Below are 21,250 nucleotides of genomic sequence, written 5' to 3' on the forward strand. Positions count from 1 at the left end.
GTCCGGTCATTCTTCCGGCCGTTCCATGCCCATCGATTCGTAGCTGCTCTTCTCCAGTGGGGCGACCGGATTCCCGACGTAGACCTTCCCCTCTTTGAGGTCCCTGTGGACGACTCCGCCCGCTCCGACGATACAATCGTTTCCGATAGAAGTCTCGTCGGCTATACAGGCATTAACGCCGATAAACGAGAACTCGCCAACGTCACAGAACCCGGAAATCACGGCGTGGGATGTGATGAAACTGTGGTCGCCGATTCGACTTCGGTGTCCGACGTGGTTGCCGCTCCAGAGAACGACGTTATCACCAATCGTACAGTCGTGTTGCACCACGTTGTTCTCCAAGATGAACGCGTTTTCGCCGATTTCCGCGGTTCGCCACACGAAGGCGTCGGAACTCACGTAGGACACCAGCGAATAACCGTTCTCCTTCGTTCGCTCGTACAGGTCTTGGCGAACTCGGTTTAACTTCGTGGACGAGACGGCGACAAAGGCCGCGTACTCCGACGGGGGATACTTCTCAGCCAATTCACTAAACGGGACGACGGGGAGGCCCTGCACGGTCTCCGAATCGATGTACTCCTCTTCGGCACTGAAGGCATGCACCGTGTGCGGGGAGTCGAATCGAAAGTACTCGTGAGCAATTTTGGCAGTCTCCCCCGCGCCGACGATGATAAGGTCCCTGCCGTCCGTTCTCTCGGGTTGGTTCATACGAAATCTGGATTGTTCCGTAGTAAAAAGGTGGTTCATCCGGCGGGACTAGAGAGTGTCGTCGCGCCACTCCACGAACGCCTCGTAGTCCCGGATGTAATCGTCCTCGTCGTAGTGTTCGGACGCGAGGACGAGACACACCGACCCCGACGAGAAGTTCTCGAGTTCACGCCAGACGCCAGCGGGCATGTAGATTCCGTAATACGAGCGATTGAGGTGGATGCGCTCACGGTCGGTTCCGTCGTCGAGTACGAGGTCGAAACTCCCGTTAGCGGCGATGATGAACTGTTCGAGTTCGCGGTGGGCGTGGCCGCCCCGAGACTCGCCGCCGGGTACGTCGTACAGGTAGTAGACGCGTTTGATTTCGAATGGGACGTGACCGTTTTGCTCGATGAAGGTGAGGTTCCCGCGCTCGTCGGCGATTTTCGGAAGGTCGATTCGGCGACCGATGGAGGGGTCATCACAGTCGTGATTCATGCCTCGAACTCCTCAATCAGTGCGGCGATGTACTCAATCTCGTCACTCCGGCACCAAGGATGCATCGGGAGGGAGAGAATCCGGTCCGCGGTGCGCTCGGTCACAGACAGGTCTCCAGTACGCCCGATGTCCTCGTAGGCGGGTTGCTGGTGAATCGGCGTCGGATAGTGAATGAGGGTCTGGACGCCACTCTCGGAGAGGTGTTCCCGAAGTGCGTCCCGGTGAGGCGTCTGAACGACGTACAGGTGGTAGACGTGCGATACGTCGTCGGCGACCGTCGGAGTGACGACACTTTCCAACAGAGAATCGTACTGTGCCGCGCAGTCACGCCGTCGCTGGTTGAACTCGTCTAAGTACTCGAGTTTCTCGTCGAGGAACGCCGCTTGGAACTCGTCGAGTCGGCTGTTCGACCCGACGAATTCGTACCGATACTTTCGGGGTGACCCGTACTCGCGGGCCATCCGAAGGTACTCGGCCAGTTCGTCGTCCGACGTTACGGCGATTCCCGCGTCGCCGTACGCGCCGAGGTTCTTGGTCGGATAGAGGCTGAAGCAACCAACGTCCCCGATGTCGCCGACGGGCCGATTCTTGTACGTAGCGCCGTGCGCCTGAGATGCGTCCTCGACGATTGCAAGGTCGTGTTCACGGGCGAGTTCGAGGAGCGGGTCCATATCCGCAGGCTGGCCGTAGAGGTGAACCGCGATAATCGCCGCAGTGTCCTCCGTGAGGTTCCGTTCGACGCTACTCGGGTCGATTGTGTACGTCTCCGGGTCGATGTCGACGAACACCGGGATTCCGCCGTTGTGGACAACTGCGTCCGCGGTCGATACGAACGTATGTGCGGGCAGAATTACCTCGTCACCCGCCTCAATATCTACCGCGTCTAGTGCGAGGTTCAGGGCGTCCGAGCCGGAGTTCACCCCGATACCGTGGTCCGCATCGACGTACTCCGCAAAGTCCCGCTCGAACGCTTCGACCTGATTTCCGAGGATGTAGTCGCCCGAACTGAGTACGGTTTCTGCCGCCGCAAGCATCTCCGACCCGATTTCGTCGTACTCCCGCGAGAAATCCAGAAATGGGACCGTAGGCATTAGTGAATCGTTACCCCGTCGGCCTATAAATTTGGCTTCTGGTTGACGTGGGCACACGACACAGTAACGGACCTGCCGAGCGACCGCTTACGCGATAATCGGTAGTCGTTCGACGTTTAGTAGGAGATAAAGGGCAGAACTGTCTTACTCCGATTACCAGAATGCCAGATTCCGAACCTCTAGTCTCGGTCTTTCTCCCCACGTACAACCACGAGAACTACGTCGAGGAGTCAATAGAGTCGGCCCTGCAACAGGAGTACGAGAATCTGGAAATCGTCATCGGAGACGACTGCTCGACGGACTCGACGTGGGACATCGTTTCTCGGTACGCCGCGGAGTATCCAGAGACTATTACGGCCTTCCGGAACGAGGAGAACCTCGGTATCACGGGGAACTGCAACGAAGTGCTTCGGCGCTGTTCGGGGAAATACGTCGTCTTTCACTCGGGTGACGACATCCTGCGTCCGGGAAAAATACGGTCACAGGTCGAGGTTCTCGAGTCAGACCCGGACTGCGCGCTATGTTATCACGATGTCGAAGTCTTCGACTCGGAGAACGGTGAAACCAAATTCTACTGGAATTCGGGTCCCGAAGGGACACCTCCCGTAGAGGGTGACACGGGAACGCTCGCCGAACAACTCGTAATTAAGGGCACGAGTTTCCTGTCTGCACAGAGCATCATGGTACGCCGGGAGGCTATCCCCGCAGACGGATACGACGAGCGCGTCCCCATCGCCTCAGACTGGCTCATGTGGATTGAAACGTGCGCCACCACGGACGGGACGGTGAGGTACATCGACAGACCGATGGCGCGTTACCGAAAGCACAGCGAAAGTATCACTGAATCCGTCCAACACGATATAGACAAATTTGTGACGCTCGCCATCGTCGAGAGCCGGTATCCCGAACTTTGCGATGCGGTTCGACACCGGAGAGGATACATGTACTACCGGAGGGCGGTGTCGGATATTCTCGCAAACGAGAACGAACGCGGCCGCCACAACCTGCTTAACAGCGTCCGATACTCCGTCTACTCGTGGAAGTGGATTGGATGGTGGGTGTATAGCTGGCTGAATCAGGTCGGACTCGGACCCACCAACGAGAGCAACTAGTAGCGAAGCAACACCGTGTTTCTTAACCGAATCGGGACGCCAGAGCAAGCCTTATCGGTACCCCAACTCTTCGAGTCTCCGTCGTGCCGATTCCGAGACCGGTTTGGTCGTCTCGTTGACTCGAATCTCGTCAACGTTCTTTAGATGCGACCGGACGGTATCGAACAGTTCGGCAGGACAGTCGGAGACATCGCGTCGTTCACCGCTCCGAAACAGATACTCCTCGCCGTCGGAACGTCGTACCAGCTTCCACTCGTCCATATACCCGACTACGGTATGTATCGGCATTACTGTGCTGAACTATGATAGTTACAGAATCACAAGGTATAAACGAAGTCACGGGGAGCGTTATACTATGTCCACGTTGAATAGGCTCGGTAGTCTCTACGATACCTATCGCAACCTACTCTACGCCGCTAGCTGGCCGCTATACTTTGCACGCATATTCGGGTCAACCGGTCGGCGGGGACGGTCAGTGATGGACAATCTGTTATTGCTTGCACGGATGGCCCGGAATTACCGTTCTATTCCCGCTGGAATGAGATTCAGTGAGCAACTGTTACTTATCAGTGAGATTCTCACGCTTCCCCGGTCAAAAAAGGGCTGTATCGTCGAGTGCGGTTGTTACCTCGGGGGAACCACTGCAAACCTTTCTCTCGCCGCAGAACTTACAGACCGCCACGTCCACGTGTTCGATTCCTTTGATGGAATGCCTGAAGATTCGACCCCTGAAGACGCACACATAGTCGGCGAGGGAGTCGGGTCAGAATCCGGATGGACCACAGACGACTACGTGGCGTCACGCGCTGATTTCGAGCGATACCTCCACCGCTACGGGTGCCCCCAACGAGTGACGATTCACGAAGGCCCGTTCGACGAGACTCTTCCGGAGTTCTCCGAGGAGTGCGCCCTCGGCTACGTCGATGCTGATTACCGAGACGCGAATGCCATCGTGTTAGAGGAGCTTTGGCCCCAACTCAAAGAAGACTGCCGTATCTATACCCACGGTGCGGACTTTTATCCGGTGAGCCAGCTATATTTTGACCGAGACTGGTGGCAAACGACATTGGATACCTCTCCGCCGGGTCTCGTCGGGGCGGGAAGTGGACTTGGTTGCATCCCCAGCGACGGGAGTAAAGGCTGGACAAGTAGCTTCGGATACGCAGTCAAAGAAGCCGACGGCCGTTAGGTGAGTTGCCGCCAGTTCCCGTTCAGTACAATCGAGAGATGCTAGTTCCCGACTCGCTCCCGAACCTGCGAAGTCTACGGTCGCACCGGAAAGGTACGGTCCGGTGGACTGAAACCCGTCGCCGGTACTCCTTCGTCTTCGTGTCGAAGACACGTACGTTCCCGGCCGTAACTCAGCTCCGCCATTTAACCGAGTTCTGAGGTGAGTCGGTAACACCGCTTGGATTGGTCACGTTTGACGGAATCTCGCTAGAGATAGCCGAGCGCGTTTAGTTGTTCTTCCGTAGTCCTGTTTTTTGTCTCATCTGCTTGAGCTACCGGCGGTTCGGCGGTAATCTCCCGTCGTCTGCCTTCGAATTCAACCCACGGTACCTTCACCAGTTCGTCGGTATACACCTTATCCGGATGGAGGAACTCCCGCGTTGGAATTGGACCGGCACGGTCCAACAAGTGTTCGCCGTGGTCCGAACTGACCACAGTCTTTCCCGGCATTTTCTCAACCAGTTCCGCCGCTGCTTCCACTGCCATATCTACGTTTTCCCGGTACGCCTCCCGGAGCGTCGATACGGGTACATTGAGGTCACCCGTGAGTTTCGCCTGCCACGGTGCATCAACGTCGTCGTATAAACTACGGCCAGTTTCACCGAGATATGGGTCGTGTGGCTGCGTGATATGAATTAGAATACGCTTGTCAGGATGGTCTTCGACCGCCTCTAATGCCGGTTCAATCATTGTTTCGGCGGGCAACACCATGTCGGCCTCATCCCTCTCGATGAACGTCTCCACGGCTTGTTCTGGCGGGTCCATCCAGATATTTCTGAGTTCGTGAACATCAAGATTAAACCCGTATCGCTGCTGGCGTTTACTATCGCCGTTCTCAACGCCAAGGTACTGTGGCATCGCCGACGCCGAGACGTAGACGACATCGTAGAGTTGGCGGCCAGCAAAATTCGCGTAAAGCCACTCCGGAGTTTGAGAACCACGAGAGATACGAGATGTAATATTCCACTCAAGACCACGGCGGTCGATAGCCGCCCGCATTGCGTCGTATCGAAGCGCATCAAGGATGACGAGGTTATCCCAGTCCTCACTGAAGATGTCGATACCACGAGGATTCCACGACCGCTTGTTTCCGCGACTATGATACAGTTTGTTTAGCTCCCTGCCAATATTGTGTCGCACCACTTCTTCGGTAACTAACTTTCGGAGTTTTAGCGGATTCGCAATTCCTCGCTTCACTAATCTGGCGATGCCCATACTGAACTCGTTTCCAAACGCGCCACGTATAAAGTCCGCGATGAGCCAACTGTACGGTTTTACATAGAGGGGATTGTCGTCCCGAGCTAACTTCCCAATTACGCTGTTTGCCGAAGTTGACAATATCATACCGAGCGGCCCGTTCGCCGACGAGGAGCGTGTTCCAACAAGAATGTAAATAGATGCCCCTAACATGGCCACAATATGCGCATCCTCGTCACTGGCGGCGCTGGGTTTATCGGGTCGAACTTCGTCCACTACGTTCTTGGCGAACACGACGACGCTGAAGTCGTCACGCTCGATGCACTGACGTACGCGGGTTCTCGAGACAATCTAGAGGGTGTCCTCGACGACCCTCGCCACGAATTCGTTCGAGGAGATGTCCGCGACCAAAACCTCGTCACCGACCTCGTTGCAGACGTTGATGTGGTCGTCAACTTCGCGGCGGAGTCACACGTCGACCGCTCTATCGAGGGGGCGAAACCGTTCGTCTCGACGAACGTGCAAGGTACACAGACACTCCTCGATGCGGCTAAGGACGCCGGTATCGAGCGATTCCTTCAGGTTTCTACCGACGAGGTGTACGGTCAAGTACTCGACGGGAAATTCGCCGAAGACGACCCGCTGAATCCACGGAATCCCTACGCTGCGACGAAGGCAGGTGCCGACCTGCTCGCCCAGAGCTACGAGACAACTCACGACCTACCGGTACTCGTCACGCGAACGTGCAACAACTTCGGTCCACGACAGCATTCCGAAAAGCTGATACCGAAGTTTATCCAGAACGCCGCCGCCGGTGAACCGTTGCCGCTGTACGGCGACGGGTCGAACGTCCGCGAGTGGCTATACGTCGAGGACAACTGCCGTGCGCTCGACCTCGTACTCCGGGATGGCAAGGTCGGCGAGGTCTACAACATCGGTAGTCACGACGAGAAGACGAACCTCGAAGTCACCGAGACGATTCTCGATGCCGTCGGTGCCTCAGATGAGCTAATCGAATTCGTCGAGGACCGTGCTGGCCACGACCAGCGGTACGCACTCGAAAGTGAAAAGATTCAATCACTCGGCTGGAAGCCCAGTTACTCCTTCGAGGACGCCCTCGACTCGACTGTTAGCTACTATCTCGACTGATTCAGTTGTGTAGTCCCTCTGTTAACGGAACAGTTCACGTCTTCTCCGTACCTTGCGACTGCATGCTATACAGTTTCGCGTATTGTCCGTTTTTCGCAACGAGTTCCTCGTGTCTTCCGGTCTCGATGATTTCTCCCGAATCGACCGTGTGAATCCGGTCGGCATTCTGTACTGTCGATAGTCGATGGGCGATTCCAATCATCGCGTAGTCCGATTCCAGATTCTCGATGGACGTTTGCACCTCTTTCTCCAGCATCGAATCGAGATTACTCGTAGCCTCGTCGAGCACAAGCACGTCTGCTTCCTTCAGTAACGCTCGGGCTAACGCGACACGCTGTCGCTGTCCCCCCGAGAGACGCACACCGTGGTCCCCGAGTCGTGTGTCGTATCCCTCGGGCAGTTCGTCGAAGAACTCGTCTACCTTGGCAATCCGAGTAACTCTGTCCAACTTTTCCTCCGAGACATCCCGATTCCCGATGGTGAGGTTGTAGCGAAGCGTGTCGTTGAAGATAAACGGGTCCTGACGAACGACTGCAATCCGCTCGCGCCACTCGTCGATTGGCATTTCATCAATCGGGTGACTGTTCGCCCGAACTTCACCGGAATCCGGTTCGTAAAAGCGGGCCAGTAACGAGACGATTGTTGATTTTCCAGCACCGGACTCACCGACGATTCCCACGAATTCGCCTTTCTCGAGTTCTAGAGAGACACCCGACAGTACCTCCTCGTCCTGACCTCGATACGAGAAGTGAACATCGTCGAACGTAACCGTTCGCACTTCTTCAGGCACCGACTCTAACTCGACTTCCCGCTCTCGACTTTGGTCAAGTTCGTCGATGAACTGCTGCGTTCGAACGAGATGCGGGAGGTTGTTCTCTATCTTATAGAGTTTCGTGTTGAGATTACTCACCTTCGGTCCGAGTCTGAACATCGCAAAGAGGAAAACACCCAGTGCGCCAAGTGACATCTCGGCGAAATCTATAGCGAGATATATCAACAGGAATACCGAGATTGCCGTCAACAGGTTGTAGAAATTCTGTATCGCCTGCTGATTACGACGCTGTTTGATACTCGAACTGGCAAACTGTTCTACCGCATCCAAGAAATCACCGAAGAGTTCCCCTTTTAGCCCGAATAGCTTCGTGTCCCGAATTCCCTGTGTCCCTGCCTGTGCGGTCTGTTGGACGCGTTCGTTTGCGTCCGCAACCCGGTCGCCAATATCGTAGCCCGACTCCAAAACGTACCGGAACAGTATCGAAAAGCCACCGAGAAACACGATGGCAAAGAGTGTCAGAAGCGGTGACAGCACGAACGCGACTGCGAGGTACATCAGACACAGCAGTCCCTGTTCGAGGAAGTTGACGACGAACTGTATGACTCGACCGGCGTACTCGGCCTGAGTTACAATCGCGTTGAGAATATCGTCCGACCCCTCCCGGTCGAAGTACTCGACCCGCGCGTCGAGTGCATTTCCGAACGCCCGTGTTTGTAGTTCTCGCGTGTAGTTAACGGCCAAAACTCCGCGCAACCATCGGACGGCGAACGTCGAGGTCCACCGAACCGTAAGCACGAAACTAACGCCCGCGACCACGGTAGCGAGCGTGAATGGAATTCCCAGCCGCTGATACGCCGCCACGAACACCAGTAGTACCCCCTCCGCGTTGGCCGCCGGATTCCCCGGTGCCTGCACGATTTCGATGATTGGAAGAATGAAACTCAACCCGACCGCTTCGAGCGCCGCCGCAAAGACGCCAGCGACGATAATCGCCGCCGTAAATCCCGGTCTGTATCTGGCAACTCGCACTAGAGCTTGGAGTTGCTTCCGGTAGTGAATCCGCTCGGAGTCTGCATCCATTCTACGCAAAGGACTTCCATCCGAATAGAAAAACGATACGATACGGCCGTAACGCTCACTCTACGGTGACGCTCTTGGCGAGGTTCCGGGGCTTGTCGATGCTTCGGCCGAGTCGCTTGGCGACGTGGTAGGCGACCAACTGGAGTTGGACGTTCGCCAGCACCGGGGCCACGCGAGGGTGGGTCTCGGGAATCTCCAGCACCGCGTCGGCGAACCGGCCCGCGTCCGACGCGCCGTCCGTAACCGCCACGACCGGCGCGTCTCGGGCCTCAACTTCCTTGACGTTCCCGACGGTCTTGGTCGCCTCCGGGCCGTCGCCGGTCACGACGGCGAAGACGGGCGTCTCGTCGGTCACGAGCGCCAGCGGGCCGTGTTTGAGTTCGCCCGCCGGGAAACCCTCGGCGTGCTTGTACGTGATTTCTTTCATCTTCAGCGCGCCCTCCAGCGCGACCGGGTAGTGGTGGCCCCGGCCGACGAAGAAGTAGCCCTCGCTATCGACGTACGTTTCGGCGACTTTCGCGGCCCGAGTGTCGTCCAGAATGGCCTGAACCTGCCCCGGCAGGTCGCGCAGGGCCTCGACAATCTCGCGGGCGTCGTCGCCGGACGCGACGACGCCCGCGAGCAGGTTCGCCGCGACGACCTGCGAGGAGAACGTCTTGGTCGCCGCGACCCCGATTTCCGGGCCAGCGCGGATGAACAGCGTCCGGTCGCACTCTCGGGCGGCGGTCGAACCCACCACGTTCGTCATCGCCAGCGTCTCGACGCCGCGGCGTCTGGCCTCCCGGAGCGCCGCGAGGGTGTCCGCGGTCTCGCCGCTCTGGGTGACGCCGACGACGAGACCGCCGTCGGAAATCGGCGGCGGCGCGGTGGCGTACTCGCTGGCGAGGAAAGCCTGCGCGTGGACGCCCGACTCGCGCAGGAGTCGGGCACCGAACAGCGCGGCGTGGTAGGAGGTACCGCAGGCGACGAACTGGACGGACTCGGGGTCGAGACCCGCTAACGACTCGACTTCGACCGACCCCGTGAGTTCGTCCACCCGGCCACGCAGACACTTCCGGAGCGCGCGGGGTTGCTCGTGAATCTCCTTGAGCATGTAGTGGTCGTAGCCGCTCTTTGCGGTCTCCTCGGCGTCCCACGCGACCCGAGAGACCGACTTGTCGAGGAGTCGGCCCTCAGCGTCCGAGACGGTCCACGACCCGGATTCGAGGCGGGCGAACTCGCCGTCGTCCAGATACACCACGCGGTCGGTGTAGTCGAGGAACGCGGGCACGTCGCTGGCGAGGTAGGCGGCGTCGTCGCCGACGCCGACGACCAGCGGCGAGTCGTTTCGGGCGGCGAGGACGGCCTCCGAGTCTTTCGAGACGGCGGCCAGCGCGTAACTGCCCTCCAGTCGGGCGACCGCCGCGCGAAACGCCTCCTCGAAGGTCGCGCCGTCGGCGAGTCGGTCCTCGATTAGGTGGGGGACGACTTCGGTGTCGGTGTCGCTTTCGAACTCGTGGCCCGCCGCCCGGAGGTCCTCGCGGAGGTCGGCGTAGTTCTCCACGATGCCGTTGTGGACGACCGCAACGTCGCCCGCGCAGTCGGTGTGGGGGTGGGCGTTGTCGTCGCTCGGCGGGCCGTGGGTACTCCAGCGGGTGTGACCGATGCCGACCGGCCCGCCGAGGTCGGTGGCGACGGCACGCTGGAGTCGCTGTATCTCGCCCTCGCGCTTGCACACCGACAGGTCGCCGTTCGAGAGCGCGACCCCCGCGGAGTCGTAGCCGCGGTACTCCAGTCCTTCGAGACCCGACAGCAGAACGTCGAGCGTCTCGTCGCCGCGGCCGACGCAACCGATGATACCACACATCAGTCCGTACCCTCGTCCGTAGTCGCCGCCACCTCGGTCGCACTCGCCGCCACCTCGGTCGCACTCGCCGCCACCTCGGTCGTAGTCACCGCAATCTCGTTCATGTTAGCGGAACACGTCGGCGTGTTCGCTTATATTTTCGGACGCGGTGACGCCGGTTCGGAGGTGGGCGCTCGGTCCGACCAGTGTGCCGGGCGCGAAACTCACGTCGCCGTCGGCGCGCACCCGGTCTGCCAACAGCGCGCCGAGTCGCTGGCCCTCGAAAACCGTGTCGCCGACGCGCACGTCGCCCGGTCCGCCCGGAACCGTGGCGTTCGCGCCGAGCGAGACGCCCTGTCCGGTCACGCAGTCCAACAGGGTCGAGTTCGCGCCGACGCGGGTGTCGGTGTCGAGTACCGACCGGGAGACGACGGCGTTCGCGCCCACGGTGGCGTTCCGGCCGAGCGCGGCGTACGGGCCGACGACCGCGCCGGGTCGGACTTCCGTGTCGGGACCCACCACGACCGGACCTTGGAGCGTGGCGTCGTCGTGAACCGTCGCGCTGTCGGCGACCCACACCGACTCGCCGCGTTCGGGTTCGGTGACGCGCCCGCCGAGGAGCAGGTCGCGGGCCACGTCCAGCAGGTCCCACGGGTAGGTGGCGTCCTCCCAGAGTTCCTCGGTGACGACGCCCCGAACCGTCGCCTCGCGGTCGATGAGGCGGACCAGCGTGTCGGTCAGCGCGAGTTCCCCCTGCACACGCGGGGTCTCCTCGATGGCGTCGAAGATTGAGGGGTCGAAGGCGTACACTCCGGCGTTGAGCAGGCGGTAGTCGTCGGTCTCGGGTTTCTCGACCAACTCGACCACCCGGTCGCCGTCCATCACGACCGCGCCGTAGTGAGACACGTCGGCCCGCTCGGTCACGGCGAGGGTCGCGGCCCCGTCGGTCTCCTCGAATGCGTCGAGTACGTCGGCGACCATCTGGCGCTCGATAACTTGGTCGCCGTTGACGACGAGGAAGCCGTCCTCGTCGGCGACGGCCTCTCTCGCCTGCAGGAGGGCGTGACCGCTCCCCAACTGCTTGTCTTGGGCGACGTAGTTGACCGGGACGTTCCGGTAGGTCGGCCCGAAGTGGTCCTGCACCCGGTCGCGCTTGTAGCCGACGACGACGTGGAGGCGCTCGACTCCGGCCCCGATGAGCGCGTCGAAGACGTGTTCGAGAATCGGCCGGTCGGCGGCCGGAAGCATCGGTTTCGGACGGTTCCGAGTCAGCGGCCGTAGACGGGTCCCCTCTCCCGCGGCCAGCACGACGGCGGCGCGAACGGTCATGGGTTACGTATCGGCTACGGGCCGTATCAACTTTCGCCCTCGGGAGACGCCGCGAGACGACGAGCGGCGGCGGCGAGACGCGACCGTGGGCGCAACGAACGCTACCGCCGGAGCATCAATAGTTGTCGTTTGAGAACGAAATTTGATTGTTTAAGACGCTTCTGCAATTGTCACGTCACCCGGTATCCTCGTGGAGTCGTTCGACGCGCTCGCTAATCCAGTCGAGAACGGTGAACGCCACGTCGAGGTGGTGAGTACCGAGCGGCGAGTCCCGTGCGGTCCCCGCGTCCGGCGGCGGGTGGAAGTGCGTCCGCGGTGCGTCGGTTTTCGGATGGCGGTCCCACGGGCACTGATACCGCTCGTCTCCGCGCGTCTCGACGTAGTGGAAGTAGTAGTCGTCAGTCGTGAACCAGTGTACGTCGAGACGCGCGGCGTCCACGTCCCGCGGATACCCGTTCTGGTCTAGGCGCACTTCGAGTTCGCGCGGGGAGGCGCTACTCGGAACGAACTCCCACGACGCCACGAGCGGATGGCTATCGGCACGTCGGCCGATGGTCCGGAGCGTGGGCACGTCGAGTCGTCCCGTCGAAGTCGAGTCGTCGTCTCGCGGTGAGTCCCTCATCGCGTTCCAACACCTCTTCGAGACGGTCAGACCGACACCGCGTCGTCGGCGTCGCCGCCGCGTCGTTCCGCGCGGTGTGCGGCGCGCTGGAATATCTCCAAGTCCCGACGCACGGTTCGCCACCGAGCGAGCGCGTCCCATCGGTCGTGAATCTCGTCGTGGTCGTTCGTCTCGAACGCCGCGGGAGAGACGGCTTCCGGGCCGGGCGCGTCGAATCGCTCGCGGAGACGCTCGTCCTCGGCGACGAGTTCGTCTATCCGGGCGCGGAGGTCGGCGACGGAGTTGTTCGTGGCGAGGTCTTCGATGCGCTTCCAGCGGAAGTACGAGTCGTTGCGCCGGTACGTCGCCGGACGACCCTCTCGGCGTTCGACGATTCCCATCTCGACGAGTTGGTCGAGTGCGTCGCGCGCACCGTCGTCGGAACAGTCGGCGGTCTCAGCCACGTCGCTGGCCGTCGCGTAGTCGGTCGTCCCGGTCATCACGTCGTAGACGCGCTGGAACGTCGTCCGGTCGTCGCGCCACCGTCGCGCGCTCTCGTCGGCGTGCGAGTCCGACGGCGTGGGTCCGGTCGGTCCGTCGCTCATGCACCGGGTTTCGACCCGTGAGAGGATATATCTTTTCCAAAGACGAGATATATCCTCTTCGGACGACTCACGCCGCCAGCGCCGCGCCGCCCAGAATCGCCAGCGCGCCCAGACCGACGCAGACGCCCCAGAACGGCACGCGCTTCACGACGCGCATCAGCGCGCCGATGGTCAGATAGCCGACAACCGCGGCGGTGACGACCGCCAGCGCCGCGGGGACCGGCGCGACCGCCGGGACGCCGGTGTCGGCCAGCACCAGCGCGCCAGCGCCGAGCGCGGCCGGAATCGACAGCAGGAACGAGAGTCGGAACGACGACGGCCCGTCGTGGCCCCGAAACAGGAGCGCCGAGGTGGTGGTGCCCGACCGCGAGACGCCCGGCAGGACGGCCAGACCCTGCAACGCGCCGACCAGCACCGCGTCGGCGAGGTCCGGCGACTCCCGGCCGCCGAGCGCGAACCCGTCGGCGACTCGCTGGAGCAGGCCGGTCGCCACGAGCAAAACGCCGACGAGGGCGACCATCGCGCCGCCCGTGAGTTCCGAGACGACCGTCTCCAGCGTGGCGTAGGCCCCGATGCCGACGACGCCGGAGACCAGCGTGGCGACTCCCAGAAACGAGAGGGTCGCGCGCTCGCTCGCGCCCGACGCGCCAGCGTCGGGCGCGAACGCCTCGCGGGGTCGCCACCCGGCGAGCGCACCCGCCACGTCGCCCAACTCGTCGCGGTAGTAGACCGCCGCCGAGAGCGCGGTCCCGGCGTGGAGGAACAGCGAGAACTGAACCGCGGCCTCCGGCGAGGACCCGAGCGCGGTCAGGAAGACGGTGACGTTGCCCTCGCTGGAGATGGGCAACCACTCGAAGACGCCCTGCAACGCGCCCGCGACGACGGCGACGAGCGACGAGCGATTCATACTCGATGGGCGAACGCCCGCGGTAAAAACGGCGCGGAAATCGGTCGCGGACGCTCCGTCGGGGAGCGTCCGCGACGGCGGTCGGGCGACCCGGGTACCAAAAATACTAGAATTTTGACTTTCAATTTGATTTCCAGTATTTTAATAAGGCATTGGAGAAACCAACGGACAACGACCGTTCCGGTCGGCATGGCACGCACACATGGCACGCGAGCAAACCCCTCCCAGCGTCTCCAACAGCGGCGGCGCTCGCCCGACAGTCGTCGTCTTGGCGGCCGTTCTCCTCGTGGCGAGCGCCCTCGCGCCGGTATCGACCACCGCGGCCGTCGGCCCCGGCGACCGCGCTTCGGTCGTCGCGGCCGGAGGTAACGCGGAAGAAACGACCCTCGGTAACGATACGGCCGTGACCGTCGCGGACGAGACGACGACTGTCGCGGACGGCGAGACGACTACCGACGACAGCGGCGGGAACACGACGACCACCACTACCACCACCACGACCACCAGCGACAGCGACGGGAACACTACCATCGACGGCACCGTCGCGGTCCGCGGACGGGTCGAGGACGCCGAGGGCGACCCGGTGGCGAACGACACCGTGCGACTCGGGTCGGCCGACCGGAACCGCACCGACGGCGAGGGACGCTTCCGCCTCGACGGCGAGACCGGCCGGGGCTACGACCTGACCTACCGGCAGACTGGCGCGAACGCGAGCGACGACTCGTCGGACGAGAGCGACGGTCGGCCCGCGGTCTACGCCGTCGGCCGGGTGAACGCCACGGAAGACCGGACGCGGAACGTCTCGCTCCCGGCGGCGTCGGTGCTGAACGTCACCGTGGTCGCCGAGAACCGGACCGCGGTGGAGAACGCGACGGTGCGACTCACCCACGCCAGCGAGGGCGCGAACGCGACGCTCGTCGGGCGGACGGACGCGCGCGGACGACTCACCGTCGGCGGGCGCGTCGGCGTCGAACTCGCCGGAAACGTCACCGTAGCGGTCGAAGCGCCGAACGCCTCGCTGTCGGACCGCGAAGTCTCGCTGTCGGTGACGAACGCGACCCACCGGCGGGTGGTCTTGGCGCTGAACGACAGCGACCCGCCGACACTCGACTACCGGGTCGCGCCCCGGACCGTCAACGTCTCGGAGGACGTGACCTTCGACGCGCGGGACGTGACCGACGAGTCTGGTATCGAGCGCACGACGTGGACGATTCGGGACCAACCGTGGGACACCCGTCTGCTCGACTACGCCTTCGCCGCGCCGGGGAACTACTCGGTCGAACTCGCGGCGACCGACTGGGCGGGCAACCCGAACGCGACGAACGTCACGATTTCGGTGGTGGACGAGCGAGCGCCGACGGCCGCGCTGTCGGCGAACGCGACGACCGTCGAGACCAACGAGTCGGTCCGGTTGAACGCCAGCGACTCCGACGACGGCCACCGAATCGCCGACTACCGGTGGGACTTCGACGGCGACGGGACGACCGACCGGAACACCAGCGACCCGACCGTCGTCCACGAGTACGCCGAGAACGGGAGCTACGACGCAACCGTGACCGTCGTAGACCCCACGGGTAACCGGGCGAACGCGACCGAGCAGGTGACGGTCGAACTCCCGCCGCCGACCGCGGCGTTCTCGGTGACGGAACTGTCACCCGACATCGGCGAGTCGGTCACGTTCGACGCCTCGCCGAGCAACGGGTCGGCGACCCTCACCAACTACTCGTGGACGTTCGAGGACGGCCCGGAGGTCCCCGACCAGCGCGTGGTCACGACGAGTTTCACCGACAGCGGAACCTACGACGTGACCCTGACCGTGACCGACGAGCGGGGTCGGACCGACCGGCGCACCCGGACCGTCGAGGTGCCCAACGAACCGCCGGACGCCGACGCCGGGTCGAACCAGTCGGTCGTCGCCGGGACAGACCTCGCGCTCGACGGCCGGTACACGACCGACCTCCACGACGGGTTCACCTACGACTGGAACCAGACCGCCGGACCCGCGGTGAACCTCTCGAACGAGTCGGCGGTCGCACCGACGTTCACCGCGCCGGAGGTCAACCGCACCCGGACGCTCCGGTTCGAGTTGACCGCCACCGACGACCACGGCGCGAACGACACCGACTCGGTGGCCGTCGCCGTCGTTCCGAACGCCCTGCCGACCGTCTCGTACGCGCCCGACCGCCCGACGGTCAACGAGTCGGTCGTCTTCCGGGCGAACCGGACCGGCGAGTATCGCTGGGACTTCGACGGCGACGGAACTCCCGAGGCGACCCCCGGCGACCCGAACGTGACGGGAGATAACGCGACCCACGGATTCGGCGCGCCGAGCGAGTACCGCGTGACCCTCGTGGACGCCGCGGGCCGAGAAGTCCACCGGAACGTGACCGTCGCCGCGAACGAATCGGAGTCCGGCGGTGGAATGGGCGGCGGCGGTGCCGGTGGCGGAATGGGCGGTGGTGGCGGAATGGGCGGCGGAGGCGGCGGCGTCCAACCCGACGCAACCGGAGCCAACAGTGGCGGCAGTGGCGACACCGGTGGGTCGGCGAGCGAGGACGCGGACGACGAGCGGGAAGACGCAAAACAGCCGAAACAGACGGTGAGCGTCGAGCGCGTCGGCGGCGGCCGAGTAGTCGCGGCAGTCGAGAACGCCACGGCGGGCGAACCGGCCGCGGTCCGACTCCCGGAGAACTTCGGCGGGAATCGCTCGGCGTTCGAGTCGGTGTCGGTCGTCGCGGACGGCGCGTCGGACTTCTCGCTGGCGGCGTCGGCGTCCGCCGACCGGCCCGGCGGGACGCCGAGTCCGGACGCGGGCGCGGTGCTGTCGTACCTCGAAGTCGAGGAGCGCAACGTCTCCGACGCCGAAATCGGGACCGCACGGTTCCGGTTCCGGGTCGCAACTTCGGCGCTGGACGAGGCGGGCGTCTCGCCCGAGGCGGTCCGCCTCTACCGCTACCACGGCGGCGAGTGGCAGACGCTGGCGACGAGCCTCGGCGGGTCGGAAGACGGCTTCCACCGTTTCGAGGCCGTCTCGCCGGGGTTCTCTGTGTTCGCGGTGGGTCTGGACCGCGAGGCCGTGGCGTCGGCGAACGCGATGTCGCAAGCGAGTGACGCGACCCAATCCGGCGCGGACGACGGCGAGTCCGCCGGGGAGAACCAGTCGAACGACGCGGGCGCGAACGGTTCCGGCGGCGTGAACGGCGACGTACTCTCGCTGGGACTGTTCGCCGCGGCGTTGCTCGCGGCGGCGCTGTGGGGCTATCTGCTGAGTTGACGGGCGGCGAGAACGGTACAAATTTATCCTTCGTCTGGTTGGGTTTCCGTAGTTACTATGGCGGGGACGACAGACGCCGTTCGGGACGTGCTGACGGAGTTCGTTCACGACCTCTACGGACGGCTGGCCGAGCGCGACGACGTATCCGCAAGTCAGGAGTTGGAAGTCGTACTGTCCGACGACACCTACTCGCTGGAGAGCGCCGAACTCGGGAGTAGACCCGAGAGGTACGCCGAAGAGCAGTTGATTTATCCACTTCTCGAAGCGGTCGGACTCGAATGCGTCCGCCAACCCTACGGCGAGCGCGGGGGAACCGTGGTGTGGCCCGACTTCGAGGTGGCGAACCTCGACACGAAGGTCATCGGGGAGAACAAGCAACTCAACCAGTTCGAGAACGCCGTCGGCCAAATTAAAGATTACCTCGACAGGAAGTCCATCGGCGCGGAGTACGGCATCGTCTCCGACGGGATTCGGTGGCAGGTGTTCAAAATCGAGTTGGGCGGCGACTTCACCGAGTATCCCGAAATCGAGCAGGCGAACGTGGACTTCCGAGACGCGCTGTTGGCCATCGCCCACGAGGAAAGACTCGTCGAGCAGTCGGGTCTCGACGCCGACCCCGACGAGAAAATCGCGGCGTTCGTCTCGGCGTTCGAGCGCGAGTCGTTCTCGGAACTGCTCTCGCAGACCGCGCCGCGGCGCATCCGCGACCGGAGAAAGCGGGACGTGGAAGCGTTCTACGAGTTGTACATCGAACTGCTGTTCGGCGAGAGCGACGAGTACGACTACGACACCTGCCTGATGGACGACATTCGGTTCGTCGGCGACGGCGAACCCTCGGTTCGGGAGCGGCGGCTGTTTGCGATTACGCTGGTGAATCGACTGTTGTTCGTCAAGTTTCTCGAAACGCGGTCGGTACTTCCCGAGGGGTTCCTGCGCGAGCGGGTCGAACACTACCGGGAGTACGGCGACGAGTTCGCGGGCAACCTCTACGAGACCCAGATTCGGCCGCTGTTCTACGAGTTGCTGAACACGCCCGAGGCGGACCGAGAACCGAAACACCGCGACCCCGACGGGTGGTTCCGCGAGGTGCCGTATCTCAACGGCGGCCTGTTCCGGGAGAACGTCGAGGGCGAGTCGCGCTACCGGGTTATCGACCGCATCCTGCCCGACGTGATTCGGGACCTCATCGAGGGGAGTCGGCTGGAGTTGGACGGCGACAGCTTCGACCCGGCGCTTCTGGGGAGCGTCTTCGAGAAGACCATCAACCACATCGAACAGGAGCGCACCCAGAAGGACATCGGGGCCTACTACACGCCAAACGACGTGACCGAAATCGTCACCGAGCAGTCCGTGGACCCCAAGATTCGGGACGTGTTGGTCGAGACGTTCGTGGAGTCGGTCGCGGACGGGGAGGGCGACGCCGCGGACGCCCGAAGCTATCTCGAAGAACTCCCGCTGGCCGAACTCCTCCAGAAGATAGAGAAGTGCGACGAGGCGGTTTTCTCGCCCCGCGCAGACCAGACCCGCATCGACTTCGGCGACGACGAGACGATGGCGGCCGCCAAACAGAACCTGCGGGAGTTGAAGGTGCTGGACCCCGCGTGCGGGTCGGGCCACTTCCTGACGACCGCGATGGACGAGATTCACCGGGCGCAGGGGTCGATTCTGCGCGGACTCGCCGACGGCGAGGAACCCGACGACCGGACGCGCTTCGCCGAGAAGAAGGCGCTCGCGCTGAACGCCATCTACGGCGTGGACGTGGACCGCATCGCGGCGGAAATCGCAAAGCTCCGGGTGTGGCTCAAAATCGTGGAGGGCAACCAGTGGGAACCCGAGTTCGGCAAGCTACCGAACATCGACGTGAACATCACCCACGGGAACTCGCTGGTGGGTCTCCCGCTGGCGGGGTCGTTCGACGACGCCGACGTGTGGAACAACGACATCGGCGAAATCGAGCGCAAGCGCATCGAGTACAAGCGCGACGACGAGGGCGACCCCCGCGAAATCGAGCGGTATCTGGACGAGGAGATTCGGCCCGCGCTCGACCGGAAGTACCTCGAACTGTTCTCCAAGCCGGTCGAGACCAGCATCGAGACGGCCGCGGAGTTCGACGCCGTGGTCGAGTCCATCGACGCCGACACCCTCTACCCGACGTTCTCGCTGGTCCGGGTGAAACGCGAGGACGGCGCGGCCTTCTCGGAGGACGAGACCAAGCGACTGGAGGGGATGGGCTTCTCGGTGTACAAAAAGAGCGCCAAGCAGGACGTGGCGGAGTGGGAGCGGTCGCTCAAGACCAAGGAGAACGGCAACGGCGGATACGACAAGGCGATTCTGGCCGGAAAACTCCGGGACCTGCTCGAAGACGGCTACGTCTTCTCGGAGGTCCAGCGCCAACCGACCCAGCACGACTTGGACCGGATTCTGGGCAAGCCGTTCCACTGGGTCGCGGAGTTCCCGGAGGTGGCGGAGGAACGCGGAAACACCCACTCCATCGACTTCGACATCGTACTCGGGAACCCTCCCTACGGCGACCTGCTCTCGGACGAAGAGAAGATGTTCGTCTCGACGTACGAGACCAGCGGGATTCGGGACATCTCGGCGAACTTCGTGGAACGACAGTTGCAGTTGTTGGAAGAAGGCGGGTACTTCGGGAATATCACCACACTTCGTCTCGTCTACCAGAGTGACCTTACCGAGTTCCACGACTACCTGCGGGACCACTTAGAGCAAACCGACATCGCCTGTTTTGCCCATCGTCCCCAACAGGTGTTCCCGAACGCAATCGTCCGTATCGCTCTACTCTCGGGTCACAAAACGAATCCGGACGAACAGGGCGAGATTCGAACGACGAAGTTCCTCCAATTCGATGGGGAGAACCGACAGGAGATACTTACAGACCCCTCCTACCGGAGCGTCGAAGGTCTCGAACTCAGGGAGAAAATCGGCGGCAACGACCGAAGCTACGAAGTGTTACCGAAAGTTGGCACGGGGACTATCGAGAACATCATCGTGAAACTCCGGGAGAAATCGAACCGAATCGTCGCAGATGCCGAGGCAGACGAAGAAACCGAGTACCCGGTCTTCCGTCGGCGCGGTGGCGGCTACTGGCTCAACGCTGTTCCGGAGAACGTACACGGAAACGCGACTACGATTGAGCCGATTTACTTCGACAACGAACTAGAGTGTCAGATGGTATTTTTGACGGTCAACTCGTCGCTGTTCTATCTCTACTGGATGACGTACGCGGACTTCCGGCACCTCAACACGGGACACATCACCCGATTCCCGTTGCCGGAACCGGACGAATTGGAAGCGTACAGAGACGAAATCGAAGAACTGGCTGACGAACTCTGGAGCAAGATGCAGAGTGTTCACGCTGGCGGAAACCGCGACCAGTTCGACATGCCGCAGGTAAAGCCGATAATCGACAAGACTGACGAACTCTTGGCGGAGATTTTCGACCTTAGCCAAGCAGAACTCGACTTCCTTACCGATTACAACACCGAATACGGCCGCTCCGGCCCTGAGAACGAACAAATACCCGAAGCAGAAGCGGACGACTAACCCCTCTCCCTCTTCTCCGCACCGACCACGACGGCCGCACACGCCCGACTGACCAACCACCAGCGAACGCCCGGCCGACCAACCGACAGGACGCGCTCGGCCCATCAACCGACAGGACGCGACGACGACCAACCGCCGTGGGTGGGATAAAGGGGCCGCCCGCTCGCGGGCCGCAGGCCTGTGGTCGTCTCAGCGACCCCTATTCGAGCGCCGAACGAAGTGAGGCGCGAGAATATGTCGCTGAACGACCGCGAGCGGGCGGGGGCTTTTGAAACGTTCTTCGCTCCGATACCTGCGGTCGCACTCACGTTTCCACCGATGCGTAG

Annotated in this window: 16 protein-coding genes; 5 read left to right on the top strand and 11 right to left on the bottom strand. The window is 62.3% G+C overall.

Annotation, left to right across the window (positions count from 1 at the left end; translation table 11 throughout):
- Positions 1-6: 6 nt before the first annotated feature.
- The 3 genes from P2T60_RS12955 to P2T60_RS12965 are packed head-to-tail and all read right to left on the bottom strand — an operon-like array spanning position 7 to position 2,276.
- Positions 7-708 carry an acetyltransferase gene (locus P2T60_RS12955; protein WP_276279672.1) on the bottom strand — a complete coding sequence of 234 codons (702 nt, stop codon included), beginning with the start codon at positions 706-708 and terminating at the stop codon, positions 7-9.
- Between the two features lie 48 nt (positions 709-756).
- Complete coding sequence (locus tag P2T60_RS12960) at positions 757-1,185, bottom strand: sugar 3,4-ketoisomerase (protein WP_276279673.1); 429 nt, start codon at positions 1,183-1,185, stop codon at positions 757-759.
- The gene (locus tag P2T60_RS12965; protein WP_276279674.1) at positions 1,182-2,276 is read right to left on the bottom strand and encodes a DegT/DnrJ/EryC1/StrS family aminotransferase; all 1,095 of its coding nucleotides are present in this window, start codon (positions 2,274-2,276) and stop codon (positions 1,182-1,184) included. The genes P2T60_RS12960 and P2T60_RS12965 overlap by 4 nt, the downstream gene beginning before the upstream one ends.
- A 161-nt stretch (positions 2,277-2,437) precedes the next feature.
- Between P2T60_RS12965 and P2T60_RS12970 the strand changes: the two genes are divergently transcribed.
- Positions 2,438-3,388: a glycosyltransferase gene (locus P2T60_RS12970; RefSeq protein ID WP_276279675.1), complete on the top strand. Its 951-nt coding sequence runs from the start codon at positions 2,438-2,440 to the stop codon at positions 3,386-3,388.
- Between the two features lie 51 nt (positions 3,389-3,439).
- Here P2T60_RS12970 and P2T60_RS12975 read toward each other — a convergent pair whose 3' ends face one another.
- Positions 3,440-3,649, bottom strand: coding sequence for a hypothetical protein (locus P2T60_RS12975; RefSeq protein WP_276279676.1), 210 nt, complete (start codon positions 3,647-3,649; stop codon positions 3,440-3,442).
- 217 nt (positions 3,650-3,866) lie between these two features.
- Between P2T60_RS12975 and P2T60_RS12980 the strand changes: the two genes are divergently transcribed.
- Positions 3,867-4,577: a class I SAM-dependent methyltransferase gene (locus P2T60_RS12980; RefSeq protein ID WP_276279677.1), complete on the top strand. Its 711-nt coding sequence runs from the start codon at positions 3,867-3,869 to the stop codon at positions 4,575-4,577.
- Between the two features lie 248 nt (positions 4,578-4,825).
- On the opposite strand, the gene P2T60_RS12985 is transcribed toward P2T60_RS12980, so the two are convergent.
- Positions 4,826-5,833 (bottom strand): hypothetical protein, encoded by a 1,008-nt coding sequence (locus P2T60_RS12985; RefSeq protein WP_276279678.1) that lies wholly within the window; start codon positions 5,831-5,833, stop codon positions 4,826-4,828.
- Between the two features lie 204 nt (positions 5,834-6,037).
- Here P2T60_RS12985 and rfbB point away from each other — a divergent pair, with 204 nt between their 5' ends.
- Positions 6,038-6,964 carry a dTDP-glucose 4,6-dehydratase gene (gene rfbB, locus P2T60_RS12990; protein ID WP_276279679.1) on the top strand — a complete coding sequence of 309 codons (927 nt, stop codon included), beginning with the start codon at positions 6,038-6,040 and terminating at the stop codon, positions 6,962-6,964.
- 34 nt (positions 6,965-6,998) lie between these two features.
- Here rfbB and P2T60_RS12995 read toward each other — a convergent pair whose 3' ends face one another.
- The 6 genes from P2T60_RS12995 to P2T60_RS13020 form a co-directional block, all read right to left on the bottom strand.
- On the bottom strand, positions 6,999-8,819 hold the full coding sequence (locus P2T60_RS12995) for an ABC transporter ATP-binding protein (protein WP_276279680.1): 1,821 nt from the start codon (positions 8,817-8,819) through the stop codon (positions 6,999-7,001).
- A 55-nt stretch (positions 8,820-8,874) separates the two neighbouring features.
- Positions 8,875-10,665, bottom strand: coding sequence for a glutamine--fructose-6-phosphate transaminase (isomerizing) (glmS, locus tag P2T60_RS13000; RefSeq protein ID WP_276279681.1), 1,791 nt, complete (start codon positions 10,663-10,665; stop codon positions 8,875-8,877).
- Positions 10,666-10,770: 105 nt separating this feature from the next.
- Positions 10,771-11,973 (bottom strand): sugar phosphate nucleotidyltransferase, encoded by a 1,203-nt coding sequence (locus P2T60_RS13005; protein WP_276279682.1) that lies wholly within the window; start codon positions 11,971-11,973, stop codon positions 10,771-10,773.
- A 175-nt stretch (positions 11,974-12,148) separates the two neighbouring features.
- Complete coding sequence (locus P2T60_RS13010; RefSeq protein WP_276279683.1) at positions 12,149-12,595, bottom strand: toxin-antitoxin system TumE family protein; 447 nt, start codon at positions 12,593-12,595, stop codon at positions 12,149-12,151.
- Between the two features lie 26 nt (positions 12,596-12,621).
- Positions 12,622-13,179, bottom strand: coding sequence for a DUF7342 family protein (locus P2T60_RS13015; RefSeq protein WP_276279684.1), 558 nt, complete (start codon positions 13,177-13,179; stop codon positions 12,622-12,624).
- Between the two features lie 67 nt (positions 13,180-13,246).
- Positions 13,247-14,086, bottom strand: a complete 840-nt coding sequence (locus tag P2T60_RS13020; protein ID WP_276279685.1) for an undecaprenyl-diphosphate phosphatase — start codon at positions 14,084-14,086, stop codon at positions 13,247-13,249.
- Between the two features lie 202 nt (positions 14,087-14,288).
- On the opposite strand from P2T60_RS13020, the gene P2T60_RS13025 reads away from it, so the two are divergent.
- Together P2T60_RS13025 and P2T60_RS13030 are read left to right on the top strand one after the other, a co-directional pair.
- Positions 14,289-17,360 carry a PKD domain-containing protein gene (locus P2T60_RS13025; RefSeq protein WP_276279686.1) on the top strand — a complete coding sequence of 1,024 codons (3,072 nt, stop codon included), beginning with the start codon at positions 14,289-14,291 and terminating at the stop codon, positions 17,358-17,360.
- A 57-nt stretch (positions 17,361-17,417) separates the two neighbouring features.
- Complete coding sequence (locus P2T60_RS13030) at positions 17,418-20,924, top strand: Eco57I restriction-modification methylase domain-containing protein (RefSeq protein ID WP_276279687.1); 3,507 nt, start codon at positions 17,418-17,420, stop codon at positions 20,922-20,924.
- Positions 20,925-21,250 lie beyond the last annotated feature (326 nt).

Origin of the sequence: Halorussus caseinilyticus, from assembly GCF_029338395.1 — an archaeon.
GTDB lineage: Archaea > Halobacteriota > Halobacteria > Halobacteriales > Haladaptataceae > Halorussus > Halorussus caseinilyticus.